This window comes from Marinobacter sp. DS40M6 (assembly GCF_028581595.1).
Classification (GTDB): Bacteria; Pseudomonadota; Gammaproteobacteria; order Pseudomonadales; family Oleiphilaceae; genus Marinobacter; species Marinobacter salarius.
In genome coordinates, this window is the sequence record NZ_JAFCAE010000001.1 from 697581 (window position 1) to 719156 (window position 21576).

The window sequence follows — 21576 nt, forward strand, 5'->3', positions numbered from 1 at the left end:
GCCTAGAGTACCGCTTGGCGCACCCTCGCGGAAACCCATTCCGAGGCCACCACCGTGACCAGTATCACCACGAAAATCATGGTGACCTGATTCCACGCCAGGGTGCTCAGGGATGCTTGCAGCTGCAGGCCGAGCCCGCCCGCGCCCACCAGCCCAAGGATGGTGGATTCGCGGATGTTGATGTCCCAGCGAAAAACACTGATGCCCCAGAAGGCGGGCAGGATCTGCGGCACAATCGCATAGTCAATGACCTGCGCTCCGGAGGCTCCGGTGGCGCGCACCGCCTCAACCTGTTTGACGTCGATTTCCTCAATGGCTTCGTACAGAAGCTTTGCGACGAACCCGATGGAGCGCAGTCCGATAGCGACAATACCCGACAATAGACCAGGACCGATTATGGCTACCAGCAACAGCGCCCATATCAGCGAGTTGATGGAGCGGGAGGAGACGATGATGAGCAGTGCCACTGGCCGCACGAAACGACGGCTGGGCGTGGTGTTGCTGGCGGCCAGAAAGGCTACTGGGATGGCGATAATCACACCGATAATCGTGCCCAGGGTTGCGATATTGAGAGTGTCCCACAGTGGCGTCCAGAGTTGGTTCACGTAGCTCCATGCGGGTGGAAACATCCGTTCACCAATATCGGCGGCCTGGTCCGGTGCGTCCGATACGAAAGCCCAAATGGTATTCCGGTTCATCAACTCCCAGCAGAATACCGTCAGGGCCACCAGCCAAAACCATCCGATCCATCGCGCCAGTTGCTGTTTACCGGAATGGAACTGCCAGTCTGCGTGGTGTCGTGCGCTCACGTCTATCACTGGACCCACCTGCGGATATGTGAAGAGGAATACTCAACCGCCAGTACAATGGCGATGATGATAATCAGGATGGCGCCAGCGGAGTCGTATTCGTAACGATCAATGGCGGTGTTGAGGGTGGCGCCTATGCCTCCGGCCCCGACAATGCCGATCACCGCTGACTCTCGGAAGTTGATATCCAGACGGTACAGGGACAAACCCACAAGGCGGGGCATCACCTGGGGCTGCACCGCGTAGTTAACCACTTGCCACCAGCCTGCGCCGGTAGCGCGGATCGCCTCAATCTGGTTGCGATCGCAGGCCTCGATATCTTCGGCCAACAGCTTTGATAGAAAGCCGATGGTGGCAAACGCCAGGGTGAGGAAGCCGGCAAAGGGGCCAAATCCGAACATTGCCACCAGCAGGATGGCGATGATCACCTCCTGGAAGGAACGGGATAGGGTAATAATGGCCCGGCAGGCGAGGTAAACGGGTGCAGGCGCCAGGTTGCGGGCAGCGCCTATGCCGATGGGCACCGAGATCAGGATGCCTGCGACTGTAGAAGTAACCGTCATGGTCAGGCTTTCGATCAGCCCTGCCCGGATATCGGTCCAACGAGACGTGAAATCGGGTACAAGGAAGCCTTCCACAAATCGCCAGCCGCGCTCAAGGCCATCGTACACCCGCATCCAGTTGACCTCGACGCTTTGCAGGGCCAGTGCCAGATAGACAATCGCGCCAAGGTAGAATGCCCGTCGCCAGAGCGGGTTTTTCAGCAGAACGGGCGGGCGTCTCCAGGTAGAGGGCGTGGCGTTGGACAAAACTAGACACCCTCCGCCAGATCAACGGCTGGGGATGCCCTGTCGTTGTCTTCATCTGTTTGGTCCTTGCGTACCTGGGCCCAGTCTTCCTCACCATAGATGCGTGTTAGCACGTCGTCCGTCAGCTCTTCCGGTTTGCCGTCAAACACCACCTCGCCTGCGCGCAGGCCGATGATACGGTCGGAGAACTGCTGGGCCAGCATGACATCGTGGATATTGATGATCGCGGGCAGGTTGCGTTCCCGGCAAACCGTCTGGATCAAGCGCATGATCTGACGGGAGGTTTTGGGGTCCAGGGAGGCGGTGGGTTCATCCACCAGAAGCAGCTCCGGGTTCTGCTCCAGCGCCCGTGCGATTCCCACACGCTGTCGCTGGCCGCCCGACAGGGCATCCGCGCGCTTATTGTAGTGCTCTGCCAGGCCGACTTTTTCCAGCAACGAAAAGGCCAGGGCAATGTCCTCGCGATTGAAACGGCGCAAAAACGACCGCCATCCGGCCACGTAGCCCAGTCTCCCCGACAGGACGTTCTCCATCACGGTCAGTCGTTCCACCAGGGCGTACTCCTGGAAAATCATACCGATACGCCTTCTGGCTTTGCGCAACGCCCGGCCGCGGAGGGTTGTCAGTTCGGTATCGCCCAGGACGACTGAGCCCCGGGACGGTTCAACCAGCCGGTTGATGCAGCGGATCAGTGTGGATTTTCCCGCACCGGACGGGCCGATCAGGCCAACGACCTGCCCTGCCGGCACGGTAAAGCCGATGTCGGTCAAGGCCTGGTCGCCGGTGCGGTAGGTTTTCGAAAGGTGTTTGAGTTCGAGCACAGTAACCTGCCGTGGCCGGATTAACGGCAGTTGTATTCAACGCCGTTGGCATCGTCGATCTTGCGGATCACTTCCCAGTGTTCCTTGAAGGTGATGGGAATGAACTGTGCCTCGCCGGATTTGGAGAACTCTTCTTCCAGTTCGGAGCCTTTCCAGTCGAAGGTAAAGAAGGCTTCCTGGATCTGTTCCTGGAGCTCCGGTTTCAGGTTATGGGCAATGCCGTAGCCGGTGGTCGGGAAGGTTTGTGATTTGTAGACGCTGACGATCTGTTCGTCACTCACGACATCCCGTTGCAACATTCGGTTGAGTACCGAATTGGCAATCGCCGCGGCCTGGTAGTCTTTATTGGCGACGCCAAGAATGGAGTTATCGTGTTTGCCTGAGAACACTGGCTCAAAGTCCTGGTCAGGAACCATGTTGTAGTCGGCCTTGAGAATGGCTGACGGCGCTTTGAAGCCGGAGTTGGAGGTCTGGGAGGTGAACGCCAGCTCTCCCCCGCGAATGTCTTCCACCTTTTCAACACCAGAGCCCGGGTAGGTGATGATTTCCATCTCGTATCCGAAGGAGCCATCGGCGGCAGCCATCATGGTGAATGGACGGAATCCAGCGCAGGCAACGGCCAGGGGGTTGGAACCGGTGTTGAAGCCGGCAATGTGAAGGCGACCCGCACGCATCGCTTCAATCTGGGCGGCGTTGGACTGAACCGGGAAGAACTGCACCTGCTTGCCGGTGATGTCCGACAGGTGGTCCAGGAAACCGGACCACACCTCACGATAGACCGCTGGATCTTCAACCGGTGTATAGGCAAATACGAGGGTGGACGGGTCGGTCTGCTTTTCGGTCTGTTCCGGGATGTCGGCAACAAGGTCGCCATCACGATCCTGGTATCGTGAATCCAGTTTGAAGGCGCTGTGGGCAGCGACGGGCAGGAGTATTGAGGCAATGGTGATAGCAGCAATGGTACGGTTCATGAGGCAGTTCCTTGTGTCCTGTTGATGACGTGAATATGACACTACGGAAACTGTGTGATGGTTTTGTGACAGGTAGAACGGGCAAAAACGCGAAAGCGTTGCTATGGCTTCAGTTAGCACTTGTTTTTATGGCGCGCCTGAGCGAGTTTAACTCCATAGATGTTGTATAATTGCACTACTGTACTATTTGGCGACAGGCAAGCCCACTGTATGCAGATGTTGTACTCCCTAAACGCCGTAAGGCTGATGCTCCTGATCGCTTTGAGCTTTTTGGTGCCTTCGGCGGCGTATGCGGCAGTGGACCTGGACGAGGGATGGGAATATCGGTGGGGCGATTCTCCATTGACCGAGGAGGGGGTGCCGGAGTGGACTCTGGGTCAGGCCCCCTGGCAATGGAACGCTATCAGCTTTCCATCCAACCCGCCTGGTCGCAACGGACAAGAACATGTGTGGTATCGCATCACCCTTCCGGAGGGCGAGTGGCAGGAGCCGGTTCTGTATATCTACAGTGTCGATCTGATTGTCCAGGTCTGGCTCGACGGCGAGAACATCTACCAGTACGGCACGTTTGATGATCAGGGCCGGGGGCGTTTTGAAGGTTGGCCCTGGCACGCGATTCCGCTGCCTGAAGAGTTTGCGGGTACGCCGATCTACTTTCGCATTTTCTCTGATTACACCGACATTGGTCTGTGGGGTGAAGTCTCCATTATGGAGCAGCCGGCCCTGACCCTGTTTATCGTGAAAAACTCCCTCGAAGCCCTGGTCATTTCCGGCTTTTCAGCCCTGATTGCCCTGCTAGCGATGATCTTTGCCCTGTTGCAAACGGAAAAGAAGAGTTTCGGCAGCATTGCCCTGTTCTCTTTGTCGTCCGCTGTTCTGCTTCTGTCCGACAGCCAGGCCAGTCAGTTGATCTGGAACCTGCCGATGATGTGGGACTATCTGGCCGCTGGTTCCTACTACATGCTGCCGGTGGCCATGGCATTGTTGCTGGAGCAGTGGTTCAGTGATCGCCGGCCCTGGTTGATTAATCTGGTCTGGAAGATTCACCTTGTCTACGCGGTGGTGGCGATAGGGCTGGCATTAATGGGTGTGGTTGACCTGTCATCAACGTACCCGCCGTTTGATGCGCTGCTGTTAGCGTCCCTTGCAACCGTCACGGTCGTTGTCGTAAAGCGGTTCAGACAACTGAAGATTGAACAGCAGATCATCCTCGCCGCTTATGGCGTGTTCTGCAGCTTGTTGGTGGTGGATATGGCCGTTGCCCACGGCGTCCTGCCCTGGGGGCGGGTACCGGTCAGTTGGGGAACGCTGGTCTTCTCGCTGGCCGTAGTGATGATTTCCCTCTGGCATTATGCACGAACCCAACAGGCGCTCCATCGGTTGAACCTGTCGCTGGAGCAGCAGGTAACAGAGCGAACCCAGAAGGCGGAATCGTTGGCTCGCCGTGAGCAGGCCAGGGTGAGGCTGCTCACGTTCGAGAATGAAAAAACCCGTGTTCTGAACGACATCAACGGGGAACTGCAGGATTGCATCAGCCTCAACCAGACGTTCCATATCCTGGCGCGACGACTTCCTGACCTGTGCAGTCCTCTGCGGGGAAGGCTATATCAGCGTGTGGAAAACGGCAGCGCCTATGAACTGTTGACTCGCTGGGGGTATGCAGGGGAACCGGAATCACCATTACGCATCGAAACTCCTGAGGGCCCGCCGCCCCATAGCCAGATACCGGCCCGCCATGTTCAGGACCTGGATCAGTCCTGGTCCGGGTGGCAGAAGGACGAGGATGAGTCATTGTGTTTGTGGATCAATCTGCAGTCGGCAACCGAGGGGGCGGTGACAATGGCGCTGTTGTTTGTGGAAGTGCCGGACGAGTTTGCGGCTGACGGCACGGATTACGGCGTGGCCCGCTTGTTCCAGACGTTAAGTCAGGGGGTGCAGAAAATCGGTATCGCGCTCTCAAGCATCAGCTTGCGGGAGGAACTGCAGAAATACTCGTATGAGGATGCGCTCACCGGCCTGAAGAATCGCCGTTATTTTGATCAGCTTCTGGAGCACGAGTCGGCGGTGGCCTTGCGTGGTGACCAGCCGCTGTCACTGCTGATGGTGGATATCGATCATTTCAAACGCTTTAACGACACTCATGGCCACGAAGCCGGCGATTCCGCTCTGAAAGCCGTGGCCGGTGTGTTGGCGCGGCATTTCCGCGACAGCGATGTGGTCTGTCGTTTTGGAGGCGAGGAGTTTGTCATCATCATGGCTGGCTCCACCGCAAAAGCCGCTTACGATAAGGCGCGAGAACTGGCCCATGCCGTCCGTGCCATGCCGGTGGAACATGGTGGCTTTGAGTTGGGCCATGTAACCATATCGGTGGGGGTGTCCAGCTGGCCCGAGTGCAGCGATTCCCCAGACAGCTTGCTGGGACTTGCCGACCGGGCCCTTTACCGCGCCAAGGAGGCGGGCAGGGACCGGGTAGAAATTTCATAGGCGCCGGAACGGGTACTAATGCCAGATGTTGCCGTCGATCTTTTCGTGCAGCTCAGGGTAGTCTTTTGATTTGAAGTGGGGTACCTCGCCCTGTTTGCGCTGGGCAAGATAGTCTTTTGTCAGCTTCACCACCGTACCTGAAAGCATGACAATGGCAATCAGGTTGATGGTTGCCATCAGACCCATGGATGCGTCAGCGGCGTTGAAAACAGTCACCACCGCCTCGTAACTGCCCCATACAACCATCCCCAGGACGGCAGAGCGAAGCAGTGTAATGGCGATGGTACTGTCACCGCCAAGGTGAATCAGGGCATTCTCTGCGTAGGTGTAGTTGGCGACAATGGACGTGAATGCAAAGAACAGGATGGCAATGGCGATGAAATAGGCGCCAGACTCGCCAATGTGGCTTTGCATGGCATCCTGGGTAAGCTGGGTTCCGGTAATGCCGGAGCCCGGTTCCATGACGCCGGAGAGCAAAATCATCACTGCTGTTGCGGTGCAGATAATGATGGTGTCGACAAACACGCCAAACGCCTGCACCAATCCCTGGGATGACGGGTGGTGGGGCGCTGGTGTGGCCGTTGCCGCAATGTTGGGCGCCGAGCCCATGCCGGCCTCGTTGGAGAACAGCCCGCGCTTGATACCATTGAGCATGGCGGCGGTAATGGAACCCGCTGCGCCGCCGGCGGCTTCTTCCAGCCCGAAGGCGCTCTTTACGATGGTCATCAGCACGCCCGGCACTTCAGTGATGTTAATGGCCATAATCACCAGAGCAATAAGCACATAGAGACCCGCCATCAGCGGCACTACCAGTTCTGCGAACCGGACGATGGAGCGCAGGCCACCAAAGATGACAATGCCCGCGAGAACAGCGATCACAATGCCAACCCAAATCTTGGGCACTCCAAAGGCACCCTGCATGGCATCGGCAATGGAATTTGCCTGAACAGCGTTGAAGACCAGTCCGAAGGACAGGATCAGGCAGACGGCAAAAATACTGCCCGCCCACGGCGCCTTCAGGCCCTTGGTTATGTAGACCGCAGGCCCACCCCGATACTGGCCTTTGCCATCACGTACCTTGTAGAGCTGTGCCAGCGTGCTCTCCGCGTAGCCGGTTGCCATGCCGACCAGGGCGACCATCCACATCCAGAAGATGGCGCCAGCACCGCCAAGATACAGGGCCACCGCGACACCGGCGAGGTTGCCGGTGCCCACGCGAGAGGCAAGGCTGGTGCATAGGGCCTGGAACGGCGATATACCGTGGACATCGCTGTCACGGGAGCCACGAATGGCGCGGATCATTTCCCCAAAATTGAGGAATTGCAGAAAACCCAGACGGATGGTGAAAAAGACACCAACGCCCAGCAGGCCGTAGACCAGAACGTAGCCCCACAGAATGGAGTTCAGCGAATCTACGATAGTGGTCATAGTTCTTCCTTAAACAGTTGTCGTTAAACTACCAGCACTGGACATTTCGCCTTGGAAGCGACGCGGTGGGACACGCTGCCAAGCAGCATACCCTCTTTATCGCTGTGAGTGCCCCGGGTACCGACCACAATCAGGTCTACTTCCTTGTCCTTGGCAAACTTGACGATCACGCTGGAAGGACGGCCGGCTTTAACAAAGCCCCGAACCTTTACCGCCCCCTTTTCCTTGGCCTTTTCCTTGGCATGGTTGACGATCTCCTTGGCGTATTCCGATAGCACCTTGTCAGGGATATCCATGCTATCCGGCCGGCCAATCGACAGAGATGCCTCAAACAGGCTGTGATGCTTGTAAACACAGATCAGATAGATCTCGGTGTCCATGAGTTTTTGTAGCTCAATGGCCTTGTCCATGGCCTTGAAGGATGACTTGGAACCGTCAACGGCCACCAGAATTTTCTTGAACATTTCACTCTCCCTGAAGTCCGGTCTCTATATCCCTCAGCGGAACGCAACGTCACGAAGGAACAGCGCAATTTGCGGGAAGGCGATGATCAGCCCGGCCGCTGCCACCAGCATAAAGACGAACGGTGGCGTACCACGGATTACTTCCCAGTATGGGCGCTTGAATATGGCGATGGCGGTGAATATGTCACAACCAAAGGGTGGCGTTGCAGAGCCTATGGCGACCTGCAGTGTAATCAGAACCCCGACGAGCACTGGGTCCAGACCGGTGGCTTCGATCGCCGGTGCAAAGATCGGCGTCAGCACCAGTATCACCACGATCGGGTCAACAAACATGCAGGCAACAAAGAAGGCGATACAGATCGCAATCAGGACACCTACCGGGCCGGCTTCATTGACGCCAACTGCTTCCAGTATTGTTTGTGGAATCTGTGCAAACGAGATAATCCAGGAAAAGCCGTTGCCCACGGCAACCAGTATGAAAACCACAGCGGTAATCAGGCCGGTGGACTTGGCAATCCGATAGATATCCGGCAATTTCAGCGAGCGGAACACCACGAATTCGAGTAAGAAGGCGTACAGCACGCACACAGCGGCGGCCTCCGTAGGGCTGAAAATACCGCCGTAGATACCACCAACAATGATGACCGGGAAGAAAAGAGGCCATAGTGCTTCGCGGACGGCGACCCCCCGTTCTCTCCAGCCGGCCCTTTCCTCGGTGGGGACCTTGTTAATGTATGCATAGATCAGGCAGTAGATTGAAAACATCATCAGAATCATGACGCCCGGGCCGATGCCTGCAATGAACAGTTCGGCAATGGAGGTTCCGGAAATAACCCCGTAGATAATGAAGCCGATACTGGGGGGGATCAAAAAGGCAATGTCACTGGAATTGATGATCAGCGCCAGGGAGAACGAGTCGGAATAGCCCGCTTTAAGCAGTTTGGGACGCAAGGGAGAACCAACAGCCACAACCGTCGCCTGGGTGGAGCCGGATACCGCACCAAAGAGGGTACACGAGGTGGCTGTACTGATCGCCAGCCCGCCTTTGATGTGCCCGATAAAGGCCATCACCATATGGATAAGGCGGTCGGCGGACTGCCCGCGAGTCATGATATCAGCCGCCAGAATGAACATGGGCACAGCAATCAAAGAGGCTGGACGGATACCTCCCATCATTTGCTGGACGAACGTGCCCATCTGGCCGAAGCCATCAAACATCATTACAAAACCGACCACCGCACCGGTAATCAGCGGAACCATCATCGGGAAGCCCAGGAGCAGCAGCCCGATCATGATTACCATCATTATAGTCGCCATGAGTTTCTATCCTTTGTTAAAGCAGCTGCAGGTTCAGACTTCCGACTCACTATCAGAGTAGCCGTCGATCACACCAGTGGAGAGATAAACATCCTTGCTGGTGAGATTCTTGATCGCTGTGAGGAAATACTGAATGCCGGTAATCGCAAAGCCCACTGGCGCCCAAACGTAAATCCACCAGATCTCAAAGCCCAACGCAGGGAGAATTCGCCCACGGCTGTAAAGGGTCTCGACGTATCCATAGGAGTGGTAGCAGAGGAAGAACATTACCAAAGAGGTAAACAGGGCGATGAAAATCATCAGTACTTTGCGCCCTTTTGGCGGGATCGCATCATAAACCGCAGACATGCGGATATGGCGGCCATGGCGGGCCGCGTAGCCGATGCCGGCAAACGTAATCAGGATAATAAGAATCCGGTTAATCTCGCCGGAGAAAAACAGGCCTTCTCCAAAGACAAAGCGTGCAATAACGTTGATGCATGTGTTGACGGCCATAAGGATGACGCCAACCGCGAGCATCACGGCCTCAGTTTTAGCAATAACTTCATCAATGGTTCCCAGAAACCCGGGCAGGCCGGACTCGTAGGTGCCGGTATCGTCTTCTAGATCCGGGGAGTTCTCGGACATGGGGGGTTGCTCCAGAACATATCGCTCCCAGCCGGCAGGAGGTCCCCGGCGGGGCGGGGTTAAAACAGATTCCCGCCGGGCAGGGCCGGCGGGAATGGTTCCTTCAGGATCAGTTGCTCTGAACTTCCTTGAGGTCTTCCTTGAACTGGTTCAGCAGTTCTTTACCGCTTTCGCCAGTCATCTCGATGAACTTCTCTTCAACCTGCGGCGCGCGGGCCTTGAAGGCTTCGATCTGTTCGTCGTTCAGGCGAGTGACGGTGACTTCGTCGCTGGCTTTCTGGATCTTCTCAAGGGCTTCTTCAGCGAGACCATCGATGTGAACGATGATTTTCTCGAACGCGTAATCCGCAGCGTCCTCAACAAGCTTCTTGTCTTCGTCGGACAGGCCGTCGTAGAAGTTCTTGTTGGCCATCATGGCAGTGGTGAACCAGCCGTGACTGGTGAAGACCAGGTTCGGGGAAACTTCATAAAGACCGCCGGATTCGATCCAGAAAATCGGGTTCTCCTGACCCTGGATCATGTTGGTCTGCAGGGCACCGTAAACTTCACCCCAGGGCAGCGGCGTGGGGGTTGCACCAAACGCTGAATAGGTTTCCGACAGCAGCGGGTTGGTCATGACACGGATCTTCTTGTTGTTGAAGTCTTCCGGTTTGCTGACGGGCTCGTCCACCGTTACAACCATTTCGCCTTCCGGGTACATCTGCAGAAGCTCCAGACCATTCTGGGCATACAGCTCCGGGAAGTCCTCGTTGATCGCCTCACTTTCACGGAAGAACTTGATCACCGTGTCCATGTCGGTCGGCATCAGGTAAGGAATGAAGAAAATTTGCGCTTCCGGAATCAGCGAGCCGGTGAAGCCGGGAGACTGGTTGACGAAGTTAAGGATGCCAGCCTGGGTCTGCTCCATGATGTCGTCGGATTCGCCGAGCTCACCAAAACGATAAATCTGCAAGGTGTGGTCGGAGTTGTCTTCGATGTATTCCTTGAAGTCGTAAGCGAATACGTCCTGGACATCACCTTCATATTCTTCGTGCGCATAGCGCCAGTTGGCAGCATTCACCGAATTCGCCGCTGTCATTGCGGCAAAGGCAAACGCAGAAAATCCGGCCAGTTTCTTGAACTTGCTCATGGTGCTCATCGCGTTGTCTCCGCTTATTTTTTTGCTGAAATGATCTGTTACATTTATTTAGACTGGCAAAACAATCCCGATTTCGCAAGAAATTGGCGAATTTACCTGGGGCCGAAAGCGACGCGTTCCGGTCGCCCATGCAAGTTGTGGTAGGCTTTTGTTTCTTACCGGAAACAACACACAGGGCAGGTATGCCAGTAACGCCATCCATCGAGCCCGGCTTTCACGCCATCCACGCGAATCATCTGGAAGACCTGCGCCGGGCTGTGGTCTGGATCAGCCGGCAAAGCCCCCTGCCACCGCTGGAAAGTGAAACCTTTCTTGTGCAGAGCAATGGTATTGCCCAATGGCTCAAGCTGGCACTGGCTGAAGACCCGTCCGAGGAGGGTGCTGATGTCGGGGTCGGCGGCCTGGGGATTGCGGCCGGCATGGATTTTCTGTTTCCCGCCCGCTTTATCTGGCAGGCCTACCGTGCGGTACTGACCTCGGAGGGCGTACCGGAACAGTCCCCGTTTGATAAGTCCCGACTGGTCTGGCGCCTGTTCCGACTACTGCCGGAGTTGATCGCGGACGACGACGTGTTTGCGCCGTTGCGACGATTCATGGCCGGAACGGATACTGAAACCCGACGCTACCAGCTCGCCGGCAAGATTGCGGACCTGTTCGACCAGTATCAGGTTTTCCGCGCCGATTGGCTGGCGGATTGGGAAGCCGGCCATGACCGGCTGCGGATGGCGCGCGGCGAATACCGTGAGCTGGGCGATGAGCTGCGCTGGCAGGCGGTACTGTGGCGCAGGCTGGTGGCCGATGTGGGCGAACTCGCGGGTACCAGCCGTTCACGCATTCACACCCGGTTCATGGCGCAAGGGCAGGCACTGACAGCCGCAGACCGGCCTCCAAACCTGCCCCGTCGTATTGTGGTCTTCGGTGTGTCATCCCTGCCGAAGCAGGCGCTGGAAGCCCTGTCCGTTCTCAGCCGGGTCAGCCAGGTGGTGCTCTGTGTCCATAATCCCAGCGAATTTTACTGGGCCGACATCATCAGCGACCGTGACCTGCTGACGGCGGACCGCAAGCGCGGCAAGACCCACCCGGAACTGGCGGCACTGACCGACCCTGATGCCCTCCACCAGCACGCTAACCCCCTGCTGGCGGCCTGGGGCAAACAGGGGCGGGACTACATTCGCCTGCTGGACGAATTCGACAACCCCGAGGCGTACCAGGGCCGCGTGGCAACTCCGGAGGGCCGGATCGATATTTTCACGCCCCACGGAGATCCGGATAAGCCTGCGCTGTTGCACCAGATCCAGAACGACATTCGTTCGCTCACTTCCCAGGCAGAGATGCTGGGGCAGGCACGGACCCTCGATCCGTTCCAGGACAATTCCGTGGTGTTTCACAATGCCCACAGCCCGCAACGGGAAGTGGAGATTCTTCACGACCAGTTGCTGGCGGCATTCAACAGCAACCCGCAGCTTCGGCCCCGCGACGTGATTGTCATGGTGCCAGACGTTGATACCTACGCACCTCACATCCAGGCGGTGTTTGGCCGTTACCCGTCGTCGTCCCGGCGCTACATCCCGTTCACCATTTCCGACCAGGGCCAGCGGCATCGTCAGCCGGTGCTGATTGCACTGGACACGTTGATGGCGCTGCCCGAAAGCCGTTTTGGCGTCAGCGAGATCATCAGCCTGCTGGAAGTGCCGGCCGTACGCAGCCGGTTCGGTATCGCCGAGGGCGATCTTCCATTGGTACGCCAATGGGTGGACGGCGCCAACATTCGCTGGGGTCTGCACAGCGAACATCGCAGCAGTCTCGACTTGCCTGAGGGGCTGGAACGCAACACCTGGCAGGCGGGGCTGCGGCGGATGCTGTTGGGCTATGGCGCTGGCCGTGATGATCCCTGGCAGGGCATCGAACCGTTCGAGGAAATCGGCGGCCTGCAGGCAGGTGTGGCGGGCAATCTCTACCGCTTTGTGGATCGGCTGGAAGAGCTCTGGCACGAGCTCAGGTGCACTGCGACGCCTGCCGGCTGGCTCGATCGGCTGCAGTCCATCCTCGAACGCTTCTTCGCTGAACTGTCTGACGACGATCTACTGCTGGTGAACCGGCTACGCCGACAGGCAGAGCAGTGGCTCCAGGATTGCAACAGTGCGGGCATGGAAGACGTGGAACTGCCCCTGAGCATCGTGCGGGAAATTCTGCTGGAAGGGTTGGAAGAAGGCGGCCTCAATCAGCGCTTCCTGGCCGGCAAGGTCAATTTTGCAACCCTGATGCCCATGCGCGCCATCCCCTTTCGGCGGGTGTGCCTGTTGGGCATGAACGACGGTGACTACCCGCGCTCGCGACCGCCGGTGGATTTTGACCTGATGGCCGTGGATTACCGGCCGGGCGACCGTTCCCGCCGGGAGGACGACCGCTACCTGTTTCTGGAGGCATTGCTCTCCGCGCGGGAGCAGCTTTACATCAGCTGGGTAGGGCGCAGCATCCGTGATGATTCGGAACGGCCGCCCTCGGTACTGGTCAGCCAGCTCTGTGACCATCTTGATGCGGTGTGGCAGGTGGAGAAGTCGGACCGAAAAGCCTCTCCGGCCCTGACGATCAAACACCCGCTGCAGCCGTTCAGCCGTGAGTATTTTCCCGCCGGAAATCGCGGAGCCGGGCACAATGGCTCGCCGGACGTGAACGCGGTGCTGGCAACGCGGCGCCTGTTCACCTATGACAGTGAATGGCTCAGTGCGCACCAGCAACGGGAAACCGATGTGGTGGGAGCCGAACTGCCTTTCCTGCCAGCGGCGGAGCCACTGACGATTGCCGATATTGGCGCTTTCCTCAAACGACCAGTGGACACCTTTTACCAGCGCCGGCTGCAGGTCCGGTTTACCGATGTGGAGAGCCTGGACACCGACAACGAGGCGTTCGCCATGGACGGCTTGCACCACTGGCGTCTGGAGGACGAACTGATCCGTCATGCGGTAATGAAATCGGGCACCGAGGACGAACTGCATCAGCGGCTGGAGGCTGCCCTGGCGAGCATGGCCCGGCGAGGCGAGTTGGGCATGGGAGTGACCGAAACCGCCCTGACCCGGCAGTTGGAAAGCCGCATGCCAGACCTGTACCGGCGTTATCAGGAGGCCGTGGCGCTCTGGCCTGAGCCGGTGGAGGATATCTCAGGCTTTGAGTGCCGCCATGAGCATGGCGACGCGACGGTCACCGTTAACGACAGGCTGGGCAACCTGCGTACCCGCCCGGGCGGTGACTTCTGCCGGGTGGTGATTGCCAGTAGCAACCTGCTGGAAGGGTCCGGAAGCGCTCGCCAGCTAAAGTTCCCGGCCCTCTTGGAACACTGGGTGGCACACCTGGCAGGTAATATTCGCTACAACGCTTTCCACACCCTGGTGATCGCCAAAGAGGAAAAGCGTGTCGTCAACCTGTTGCCTCTGGACACCGACCAGGCCAGGGAATACCTGGCCGGCATCCTGGGCTACTGGATTCAGGGCCAGACGCGGCCGCTGCCGATAGAGTCGGGTGCGGCCTTCGGCTATTTGCGGGGCCTTTTTCCCGCCAGGGGCGAGGGCAGTGAAGACAAAGCACTGCTGAAGGCGACGGACGCCTACGGCAAGGCTCTGGAGCGCGACAGTGGTTACCTGCGCCGGGCCTATCCGGAGGTAGAACAACTGCTGGCGGATGACGAATTTCCGCTGTTGGTGTCGGCACTGTATGAGCCACTCTGGCACGCCGAACAGGCCGGTCGGGCCAAGCCTGGCGGTGCGGGACGGGGGTCGACAAAATGATGGAAGAGATCCGCAAGCTCGACCCCCTCACACTGTCGTTGCGTGGCAGCCAGCTGATAGAGGCCAGTGCCGGCACCGGCAAGACCTTTACCCTGGCGTTGCTGTACGTGCGCCTGGTACTGGGCCATCGCACCGTGGAGGAGCCACTCGGTGAGGGCATCATGCCGCCCAACCTGTTGGTGGTGACCTTTACCGAGGCCGCCACCAAGGAACTCCGGGACCGGATTCGCGCCCGCCTGACCGAAGCAGCGGCGTTATTCGCGGCTGAACCGGACACCGTCGACACCGCGGCGATGTCAAAAGACCCACTGGTGAATCTGCGCAATGCCTGCCCAGCGGCCGACTGGCCAGCCTGCCGCCGCAAACTGCTGTTGGCCGCGGAATGGATGGACGAGGCTGCCGTGTCCACCATCCACGGCTGGTGCAATCGCATGCTCAGCGAGCATGCCTTCGACAGCGGCAGCCTGTTCCGTCAGACCCTGGAGACCAGTCAGACGGACCTGCTGGATGACGTTGTGAGGGATTACTGGCGTACCTTTATCTACCCCATGCCACCGGAGTTGATGGGGGAGGTGCTGGACACCTGGAAAACCCCGGAAAGCCTGCGCCAGTCAGTGCGCAACCTGTTGCCACACGTTGATGCCCTGCCAGTGCCGGAACGTGACCCACTGGCCGCTGCGGAGGAAGCGAAACGCCTGCGGGAGGTGGAACTGCAGGCTCTGAAAGCCCCCTGGCCGGCCTGGTGCGACGAACTGGAAGAGCTGTTGGCGGAAACCACGAAGCGAAAGCCGAAACCGCTGCATGGCACCACCAAAAACTCCCTTCAAAAAGCCGTGGAACACCTTCGAGAATGGGCCACAACCGATGCGGCTGAACCGCATGAGTTCTTGTCGAGCAAGCGCACCAAGGGTTTCGATACCCTGGAGGCGGACGCGTTTGCCGAAAAATGGACCGGCGAGGATGAGCCTCCGCATCATCCTGCCATGGACGCCATCACCGAACTCAAACCGGCATTGAAAACCATGCCGGTGGCGAAAGCGAACATTCTCAATCATGCCGCCTGCTGGATCGCCCGTCGCCTGGACAGCGAAAAACAGCGCCTGGCCAGTATGGGCTTTGACGACCTGCTCACACGACTGGATGCCGCGTTGGGCGGCCCCCAGGGCGAACGCCTGGCAGGCACTATTCGTCGGCAGTTTCCGGTGGCGATGATCGATGAATTCCAGGATACCGACCCGGTGCAGTACCGGATTTTTGACCGTATATACCGGGTGGCCAGCAACGACCAAGACACCAGCCTGTTGATGATTGGCGACCCCAAACAAGCGATTTACGGTTTCCGTGGCGCTGATATCTACACCTATCTGGATGCCCGTCGGGCGGTCAGCAGCCGAACCTACACGCTGGGGACCAACTACCGCTCAGCTGTCGCCATGGTAAACGGCGTCAACCGGGTATTCGCCCAGGCCGACCAGTCCCTGCCCGAAGGGGCCTTCCTGTTTCGAGCCGGGGACGACAACCCGTTGCCCTTCAGCCCCGTGGAGGCCAAAGGTACCAGCCAGCAATGGCTTGTTAACGGGCAGCCGCGACCACCACTGACGTTCTGGACCCTGACCGATGAGCGCCCTATCGCCAAGGAAACCGGCAGGGAGGCCATGGCCGAGGCCTGTGCGGCGGAGATTGCCCGCCTGTTGAATCTGGGGCAGAGCGGCGAGGCGGGCTTTGGGGCCGAGGGCACGCCGTTTGAGCCCGTGCGACCGGAGCACGTTGCTGTGCTGGTCAACAAACGTGACGAGGCGAATGCCGTCCGGCGATCATTGGGCGCCCGGGGCGTTCGCAGTGTGTACCTCTCAGACCGTAATTCCGTGCTGCAGTCGGTCCAGTCAGTGGAGATGTTGCAGTGGCTGCAGGCCTGCGCCGAACCGGGCCAGCTTCCGCTGATTCGCGCGGCACTCGCCACGCCCACCATGGGCCTGGCTTATCAGGAGCTGGACCGTCTGTACAGTGACGAGAATGCGCTGGACCGCGAGATCAACCGCTTTCAGGGCTACCGTGAACTCTGGCAGCAACAGGGCGTACTGCCGATGCTGCGGCGCCTGCTGATGGACTATGACGTGCCGGCGAAGCTGCTGTCCGGGCCTGACGGCGAACGCGGCCTGACCGACATTCTGCATATTGCCGAACTGCTTCAGCAGGACAGCCAGCAGCTGGACGGCGAACATGCGCTCATTCACCACTACACCGAGATGTTGCAGGATTCCGACGATGAGGACGAACACCGCACCATGCGCCTGGAAAGTGATGCCGGGCTGGTCAAGGTGGTTACTGTCCACAAGTCCAAAGGCCTGGAGTACCCGTTGGTGTTCCTGCCGTTTGCCACCGAATTCCGCGAGGAAAAGCCGAACCAGGCGTTTATCAAGTACCACGATGACGAAGGCCGACTGCAGATTTCCCTTGAGCCGGATGAAGACACCCTGGCCAGGGCCGACCGCGAACGACTGGGTGAGGATATTCGCAAACTCTACGTTGCCCTGACCCGATCCCGTCACGCCACCTGGGTTGGCGCCAGCGGCATCAAAGGCTGGCGGCAGAGTGGTCTGGGGCACCTGATTGGCCGCAATGCCAGCGATGAAGACACGGACCTGATGCCCTTCCTGCAGTCCGTGGCCACCGGCGAGCCCGCAATCGATGTGGCGCCCATGCCTGAACCAGGAGACGACGTTTACGCGGGCGACGAGGAGCCGGAGCTTGGCAACGCCCTGGAGCCAGTGCGGGAAGCCCGGGAAAACTGGTGGATCGCAAGCTATTCCGCGATCACCTATGGCGCTCGCGGTGGCTACGGGAACGACTTCGCACCGGCCAGTGAGGATGCGGAGCAGGAGAACCTGCGTGACGAGGACGAGCCCGTTGTGGCCGATACCCTGGCCGCAATGATTCCCGACTGGCAAGGGCCGCAACCGGTCAACCAGCATGCTTTCCCGAAAGGCTCCGGCCCCGGCACCTTCCTGCATGATATTCTGGAGTGGTGCGCTGGAGAGGGGTTCCATAAGGTGGCTGATGCGCCGGAGGATCTCCACGAGCTGCTGGAGCGACGCTGCCAGTTACGCAACTGGAGTGATTGGACTGACACCCTGAAAACCTGGATCTACACCCTGATCACCATGGACATCCCGCTTCCGGGCAGCAGCAGGACATGCTCCCTGGCGGGCCTTGAAACCTTTCGGCCGGAACTAGAGTTCTGGTTTGAAAGCCATGAGGTGAACACCCTCGCCATGGACAGACTGGTCCGCCGGCATACGCTGGGTGGTGATCCGCGTCCCGAGGCTCAGCAAGCCACCTTCAATGGCATGCTGAAAGGGTTTATCGACCTGGTGTTTGAACACGAAGGCCGCTACTACGTGCTGGACTACAAGTCGAACTTCCTGGGGGAGGACGATCAGGCCTATATCCCTGACGTGATGAAAGACAAAATCCTTGAGAAACGGTATGACTTGCAGTACGTCATCTACCTGCTGGCGTTGCACCGCCTGTTGAAAGCGCGCCTGCCGGACTACGATTACGACAGCCACATGGGAGGTGCCGTCTACCTGTTCCTGCGTGGCTGCGATGCACCGGGCGCCGGCGCTTTTACCGAACGACCGGACAGGGCCCTGATTGAGGAACTGGACCGGCTGTTCAGCGGCCAGGGGGAGAAAGCAGCATGACCGGAGAAAGCGGAACCATTGCGGACCTGTTCGACGCCGTTGAGCCCGAACCGGCACCACGGTTGCCCCAAACCGCTGCCGACGCTCTGGCCCTGCTGGATGAGTGGGTGGAGCGCGACTGGATTCGTGCCCTCGATCATGCCTTCGCGACGTTTGTTTGCACGATGGTCCGTGAACAGGGAGAGCAGCCGGTGGCCATGCTTGCGCTGCTGTCAGCGATGGTGTCACACCAGGTGGGGCGGGGGCACGTTTGCCTGGATGTGCGTCATCTCTGTCGTGCCACGGAACCAACGCTGGTGCTGCCGCCGGAAGGCGTCGGTTCTCTACCTGAAAACAGCCCTAGGCCGTCGGATCTGTTTGCCAGTGTCGACGCTGACCAACTGATTGGGATGCTGGGGCAAAGCTGCGCTGTCAGCAACGGCGAGCAGGCAGCACCGCTGGTATTGGATGGCTCGCGGCTGTACCTGCGTCGATTCTGGCGCTATGAGCAGGCTATTGCCGCCGGTATTCGGACACGTCTCGACAACCGTGTGGCGTTGACGGATACCGCGCCGTTGAAAACGGCACTGGATACCCTGTTCGGCACGGAAAACGATTCCGATGGCCCGCCGGATTATCAAAAAGTGGCCTGTGCCCTGGCAGCACGGAACCGCTTCAGTGTCATTACCGGCGGTCCCGGCACCGGTAAAACCACCACGGTAGTCAACCTGCTGGCGGCTTTGCAGTCGATGGCTTGTGAATCGGCTGAGACCGCCGGTGCCAACCCTTACCTGCGCATCCGCCTCTCGGCGCCAACCGGAAAAGCGGCCGCAAGGCTCAGTGAGTCCATCGGGGGTGCCGTTGACCGTCTGCCGCTGGAAAGCCTGCCGGGTGCACCGGATAAATCCGCCATTCCAACCCAGGTCACTACATTACACCGGATGTTGGGCAGTCGCCCGGGTTCACGGAGTTTTCGTCACAACGAGGACAATCCGTTGCCATTGGATATCCTGGTGATTGATGAAGCGTCCATGGTGGATGTGGACCTGATGGCGTCGGTCTTTGCCGCCCTGCCCGACAAGGCCAGGCTGATTATGCTGGGGGACAAGGATCAACTGGCGTCGGTGGACGCTGGTGCGGTGTTGGGGGAGCTCTGCCAGCGCGCCGAAGGCGCACACTACCTGCCGCAAACGGCGCAATGGCTGCAAGCGGTGACCGGATGTCAATTGCCATCAGAGCTGCTGGACTCCGAAGGCCTGGCCCTGGACCAGGCGGTTGCCATGCTGCGAAAGAGCTATCGGTTTGACGAGCATAGCGGTATCGGCGTGCTGGCGTCGGCCACCAATGCGGGCCAGCTCAGCAGGGAATTGATCGGCCAATGCCGCAACCAGGGCTTTGAGGATGTGGCCTGGCTGACTGGTGAGAACGACATGGGGTGGTTGGCAAATCACGCCCTGACCGGCAGCCCGGAACGCTTTCACAGCCAGGGCATGCAGCGCGTGGTTGGCACTGCGCCGGTTGATCCTCCGGTTGGCTACGGCCACTATCTAAAGCTGATTCGTGACCGCAAACCTGTCATCGACGTCGAGGCGGATGGGCGTGAATCATGGGACGCCTGGGCAACCGAGGTGCTTGCGGCGTTCAATCGCTTCAAGGTGCTTTGCGCGTTGCGTCAGGGGCCGTTTGGAGTGGAAGGACTGAACCATGACATTGCCGGGCGTTTACATAGTGCCGGGTTGATCGAGCGCACCGACGGTTGGTACGCCGGTCGTCCGGTACTGATCACCGGAAACGACTATAATCTGGGGCTGATGAATGGCGATATCGGTATCACCCTGAGCGTGCCCTGGGATCGTAACGACGCGGGTGAGCCGGTTGAGACCCTGAGGGTCGCCTTTCCGTCCAGTGACGGTAGCGGAGGTGTCCGATGGATATCGCCCAGCCGTTTGCAATCGATGGAAACGGTCTACGCCATGACCGTGCACAAGTCCCAGGGCTCGGAATTCACCCACGCCTGCCTGGTGATTCCGGACCGCCTGACCCCGGTGTTGACCCGGGAGCTGGTATACACCGGCATCACCCGGGCACGCCACTGGCTCAGCCTGGCGGTATGCCAGGACGGTGTGCTGAAAGAGGCAGTGGGGCGTAGCGTGATCAGGGCGTCAGGGCTGGCTGGGTTGTTGGCTTGAAGCGTCTATTGTTAACCCTTATAGGGAGAAAGCACATGAGAGGAGTCGTGTCGGTACCTGGGCATGTGGCAATTCTGTTTGCTCTGCTTTTCCTGGCCGGTTGCGTCGGGTCACCTGCTACCAGCCGTTCAGCCGATGACATCGTGGCGATGCCGTTGACCAACACCTATTGGCAGCTGTTGAGCATCGGGGGTGAACCGGTGTCAGAAACCAACGCCGACCAGAAACCCCACATTCTGTTTCTGGACGACGGCCGGGTAAGTGGCTTCAGTGGCTGCAATCAATACATGGGTAACTATCAGGTCACGGGTGAGAACCTGCTGTTTGATTCCATGAGCAGCACTCGCAGGGCCTGCCCGGATAATCAGACGGAACAGTTGCTGTTCGCGGCCCTGGCGAAGACCGTTGGTGTCAATCTCGAAGGCATCGAGCTTCGGTTGTTGGGTGAAGCCGGCGAAGAGTTGGCAGTGTTCGAAGCCTCACGGATGAAATAAGGCGCCGGTCGTCAGGCGTCAGACAGACAGTCGGTCATGAAGCCCCTGAATTCGATCACCAGCCGCGCCAGGCTGTTTTCCAGGCGGTGTCCGTCCGGAAGTACCAGCAACGGCAGCTTCTGCTCCCGTGCCAGCTCAATCACCGGCATCGGCAGTACCACATCGTCGTCCCAGCCGTGAATGATCTGGGTGTGCCGGGCTTGAATCCGGGGGCTGGATTGCGGATACGCCGACATCGCCAAAGCCGGCGCCAGAAGGAAGCACCCCAGTACCGGTGTTTCTGCACTGGTGCGAGCACACACCCAGCCTCCCATGCTGGACCCGGCCAGGATGGTTCTTTCCGGGTCGGCACCCGCCTCGGAGATGGCTTCTCTCATCTGTGTGAGGCGTTCGGCGGGATCTTTCGTGCGGCGATGATCCACGGCAATCGCGGTTACACCGGGAAAGGTTTCCGCTTCGGCTTTCAGCGCCTGTACTTTGGTGCCTCCAGGGCCACTTTCCAGGCCGTGGGACAGGAAAACATGAAATTCGGGCGTGGCCATGGTTGTCTCCGGTAAGAG

At 58.9% G+C, this 21576-nt stretch carries 15 protein-coding genes; 5 read left to right on the forward strand and 10 right to left on the reverse strand.

From position 1 onward, the window contains the following. Positions 1–2: 2 nt before the first annotated feature. The 4 genes from phnE (JJO78_RS03135) to phnD are packed head-to-tail and all read right to left on the reverse strand — an operon-like array spanning position 3 to position 3410. The gene (gene phnE, locus JJO78_RS03135; protein ID WP_201296217.1) at positions 3–809 is read right to left on the reverse strand and encodes a phosphonate ABC transporter, permease protein PhnE; all 807 of its coding nucleotides are present in this window, start codon (positions 807–809) and stop codon (positions 3–5) included. 5 nt (positions 810–814) lie between these two features. Next, positions 815–1618, reverse strand: a complete 804-nt coding sequence (gene phnE, locus JJO78_RS03140; RefSeq protein WP_075195432.1) for a phosphonate ABC transporter, permease protein PhnE — start codon at positions 1616–1618, stop codon at positions 815–817. A gap of 2 nt (positions 1619–1620) precedes the next feature. Then, positions 1621–2439, reverse strand: coding sequence for a phosphonate ABC transporter ATP-binding protein (gene phnC / locus JJO78_RS03145; RefSeq protein WP_126810761.1), 819 nt, complete (start codon positions 2437–2439; stop codon positions 1621–1623). Positions 2440–2459: 20 nt separating this feature from the next. Continuing rightward, positions 2460–3410: a phosphate/phosphite/phosphonate ABC transporter substrate-binding protein gene (phnD, locus tag JJO78_RS03150; protein ID WP_075195430.1), complete on the reverse strand. Its 951-nt coding sequence runs from the start codon at positions 3408–3410 to the stop codon at positions 2460–2462. Positions 3411–3656: 246 nt separating this feature from the next. On the opposite strand from phnD, the gene JJO78_RS03155 reads away from it, so the two are divergent. Further along, positions 3657–5894: a sensor domain-containing diguanylate cyclase gene (locus tag JJO78_RS03155; protein WP_226909965.1), complete on the forward strand. Its 2238-nt coding sequence runs from the start codon at positions 3657–3659 to the stop codon at positions 5892–5894. Positions 5895–5909: 15 nt separating this feature from the next. On the opposite strand, the gene JJO78_RS03160 is transcribed toward JJO78_RS03155, so the two are convergent. From JJO78_RS03160 to JJO78_RS03180, 5 genes are all read right to left on the reverse strand, one after another. Next, positions 5910–7322 carry an alanine/glycine:cation symporter family protein gene (locus JJO78_RS03160; RefSeq protein ID WP_075195428.1) on the reverse strand — a complete coding sequence of 471 codons (1413 nt, stop codon included), beginning with the start codon at positions 7320–7322 and terminating at the stop codon, positions 5910–5912. Between the two features lie 23 nt (positions 7323–7345). Beyond that, on the reverse strand, positions 7346–7786 hold the full coding sequence (locus tag JJO78_RS03165) for a universal stress protein (protein ID WP_041333611.1): 441 nt from the start codon (positions 7784–7786) through the stop codon (positions 7346–7348). 33 nt (positions 7787–7819) lie between these two features. Continuing rightward, positions 7820–9103 carry a TRAP transporter large permease gene (locus tag JJO78_RS03170; RefSeq protein WP_075195427.1) on the reverse strand — a complete coding sequence of 428 codons (1284 nt, stop codon included), beginning with the start codon at positions 9101–9103 and terminating at the stop codon, positions 7820–7822. A 33-nt stretch (positions 9104–9136) separates the two neighbouring features. Beyond that, positions 9137–9730 (reverse strand): TRAP transporter small permease, encoded by a 594-nt coding sequence (locus JJO78_RS03175; protein ID WP_036202413.1) that lies wholly within the window; start codon positions 9728–9730, stop codon positions 9137–9139. A gap of 109 nt (positions 9731–9839) precedes the next feature. Beyond that, positions 9840–10868, reverse strand: a complete 1029-nt coding sequence (locus JJO78_RS03180) for a TRAP transporter substrate-binding protein (protein ID WP_075195426.1) — start codon at positions 10866–10868, stop codon at positions 9840–9842. A 182-nt stretch (positions 10869–11050) separates the two neighbouring features. Between JJO78_RS03180 and recC the strand changes: the two genes are divergently transcribed. From recC to JJO78_RS03200, 4 genes are read left to right on the forward strand one after another with little or no spacing between them, the layout of a single operon-like run. Next, positions 11051–14650 (forward strand): exodeoxyribonuclease V subunit gamma, encoded by a 3600-nt coding sequence (gene recC / locus JJO78_RS03185; RefSeq protein ID WP_075195425.1) that lies wholly within the window; start codon positions 11051–11053, stop codon positions 14648–14650. Next, a complete protein-coding gene (recB, locus tag JJO78_RS03190) occupies positions 14647–18354 on the forward strand; it encodes an exodeoxyribonuclease V subunit beta (protein WP_083637191.1) in 3708 nt (1235 codons plus the stop codon). The genes recC and recB overlap by 4 nt, the downstream gene beginning before the upstream one ends. Continuing rightward, positions 18351–20522: an exodeoxyribonuclease V subunit alpha gene (gene recD, locus JJO78_RS03195; protein ID WP_075195424.1), complete on the forward strand. Its 2172-nt coding sequence runs from the start codon at positions 18351–18353 to the stop codon at positions 20520–20522. The genes recB and recD overlap by 4 nt, the downstream gene beginning before the upstream one ends. Positions 20523–20557: 35 nt before the next feature. After that, positions 20558–21016, forward strand: coding sequence for an META domain-containing protein (locus JJO78_RS03200; RefSeq protein ID WP_075195423.1), 459 nt, complete (start codon positions 20558–20560; stop codon positions 21014–21016). Between the two features lie 11 nt (positions 21017–21027). Here the strand turns inward: JJO78_RS03200 and JJO78_RS03205 are convergent, their stop codons facing one another. Then, positions 21028–21558, reverse strand: a complete 531-nt coding sequence (locus JJO78_RS03205) for a YqiA/YcfP family alpha/beta fold hydrolase (RefSeq protein ID WP_075195422.1) — start codon at positions 21556–21558, stop codon at positions 21028–21030. Positions 21559–21576: the final 18 nt, after the last annotated feature.

Coding starts and splice junctions, on each gene's coding strand:
- JJO78_RS03175 (WP_036202413.1), bottom strand. CDS start 9,730: ATGTCCGAGAACTCCCCGGATCTAGAAGACGATACCGGCACCTACGAG.
- JJO78_RS03165 (WP_041333611.1), bottom strand. CDS start 7,786: ATGTTCAAGAAAATTCTGGTGGCCGTTGACGGTTCCAAGTCATCCTTC.
- JJO78_RS03170 (WP_075195427.1), bottom strand. CDS start 9,103: ATGGCGACTATAATGATGGTAATCATGATCGGGCTGCTGCTCCTGGGC.
- JJO78_RS03155 (WP_226909965.1), top strand. CDS start 3,657: ATGCTCCTGATCGCTTTGAGCTTTTTGGTGCCTTCGGCGGCGTATGCG.
- JJO78_RS03180 (WP_075195426.1), bottom strand. CDS start 10,868: ATGAGCACCATGAGCAAGTTCAAGAAACTGGCCGGATTTTCTGCGTTT.
- phnD (WP_075195430.1), bottom strand. CDS start 3,410: ATGAACCGTACCATTGCTGCTATCACCATTGCCTCAATACTCCTGCCC.
- recD (WP_075195424.1), top strand. CDS start 18,351: ATGACCGGAGAAAGCGGAACCATTGCGGACCTGTTCGACGCCGTTGAG.
- JJO78_RS03160 (WP_075195428.1), bottom strand. CDS start 7,322: ATGACCACTATCGTAGATTCGCTGAACTCCATTCTGTGGGGCTACGTT.
- recC (WP_075195425.1), top strand. CDS start 11,051: ATGCCAGTAACGCCATCCATCGAGCCCGGCTTTCACGCCATCCACGCG.
- JJO78_RS03205 (WP_075195422.1), bottom strand. CDS start 21,558: ATGGCCACGCCCGAATTTCATGTTTTCCTGTCCCACGGCCTGGAAAGT.
- JJO78_RS03200 (WP_075195423.1), top strand. CDS start 20,558: ATGAGAGGAGTCGTGTCGGTACCTGGGCATGTGGCAATTCTGTTTGCT.
- recB (WP_083637191.1), top strand. CDS start 14,647: ATGATGGAAGAGATCCGCAAGCTCGACCCCCTCACACTGTCGTTGCGT.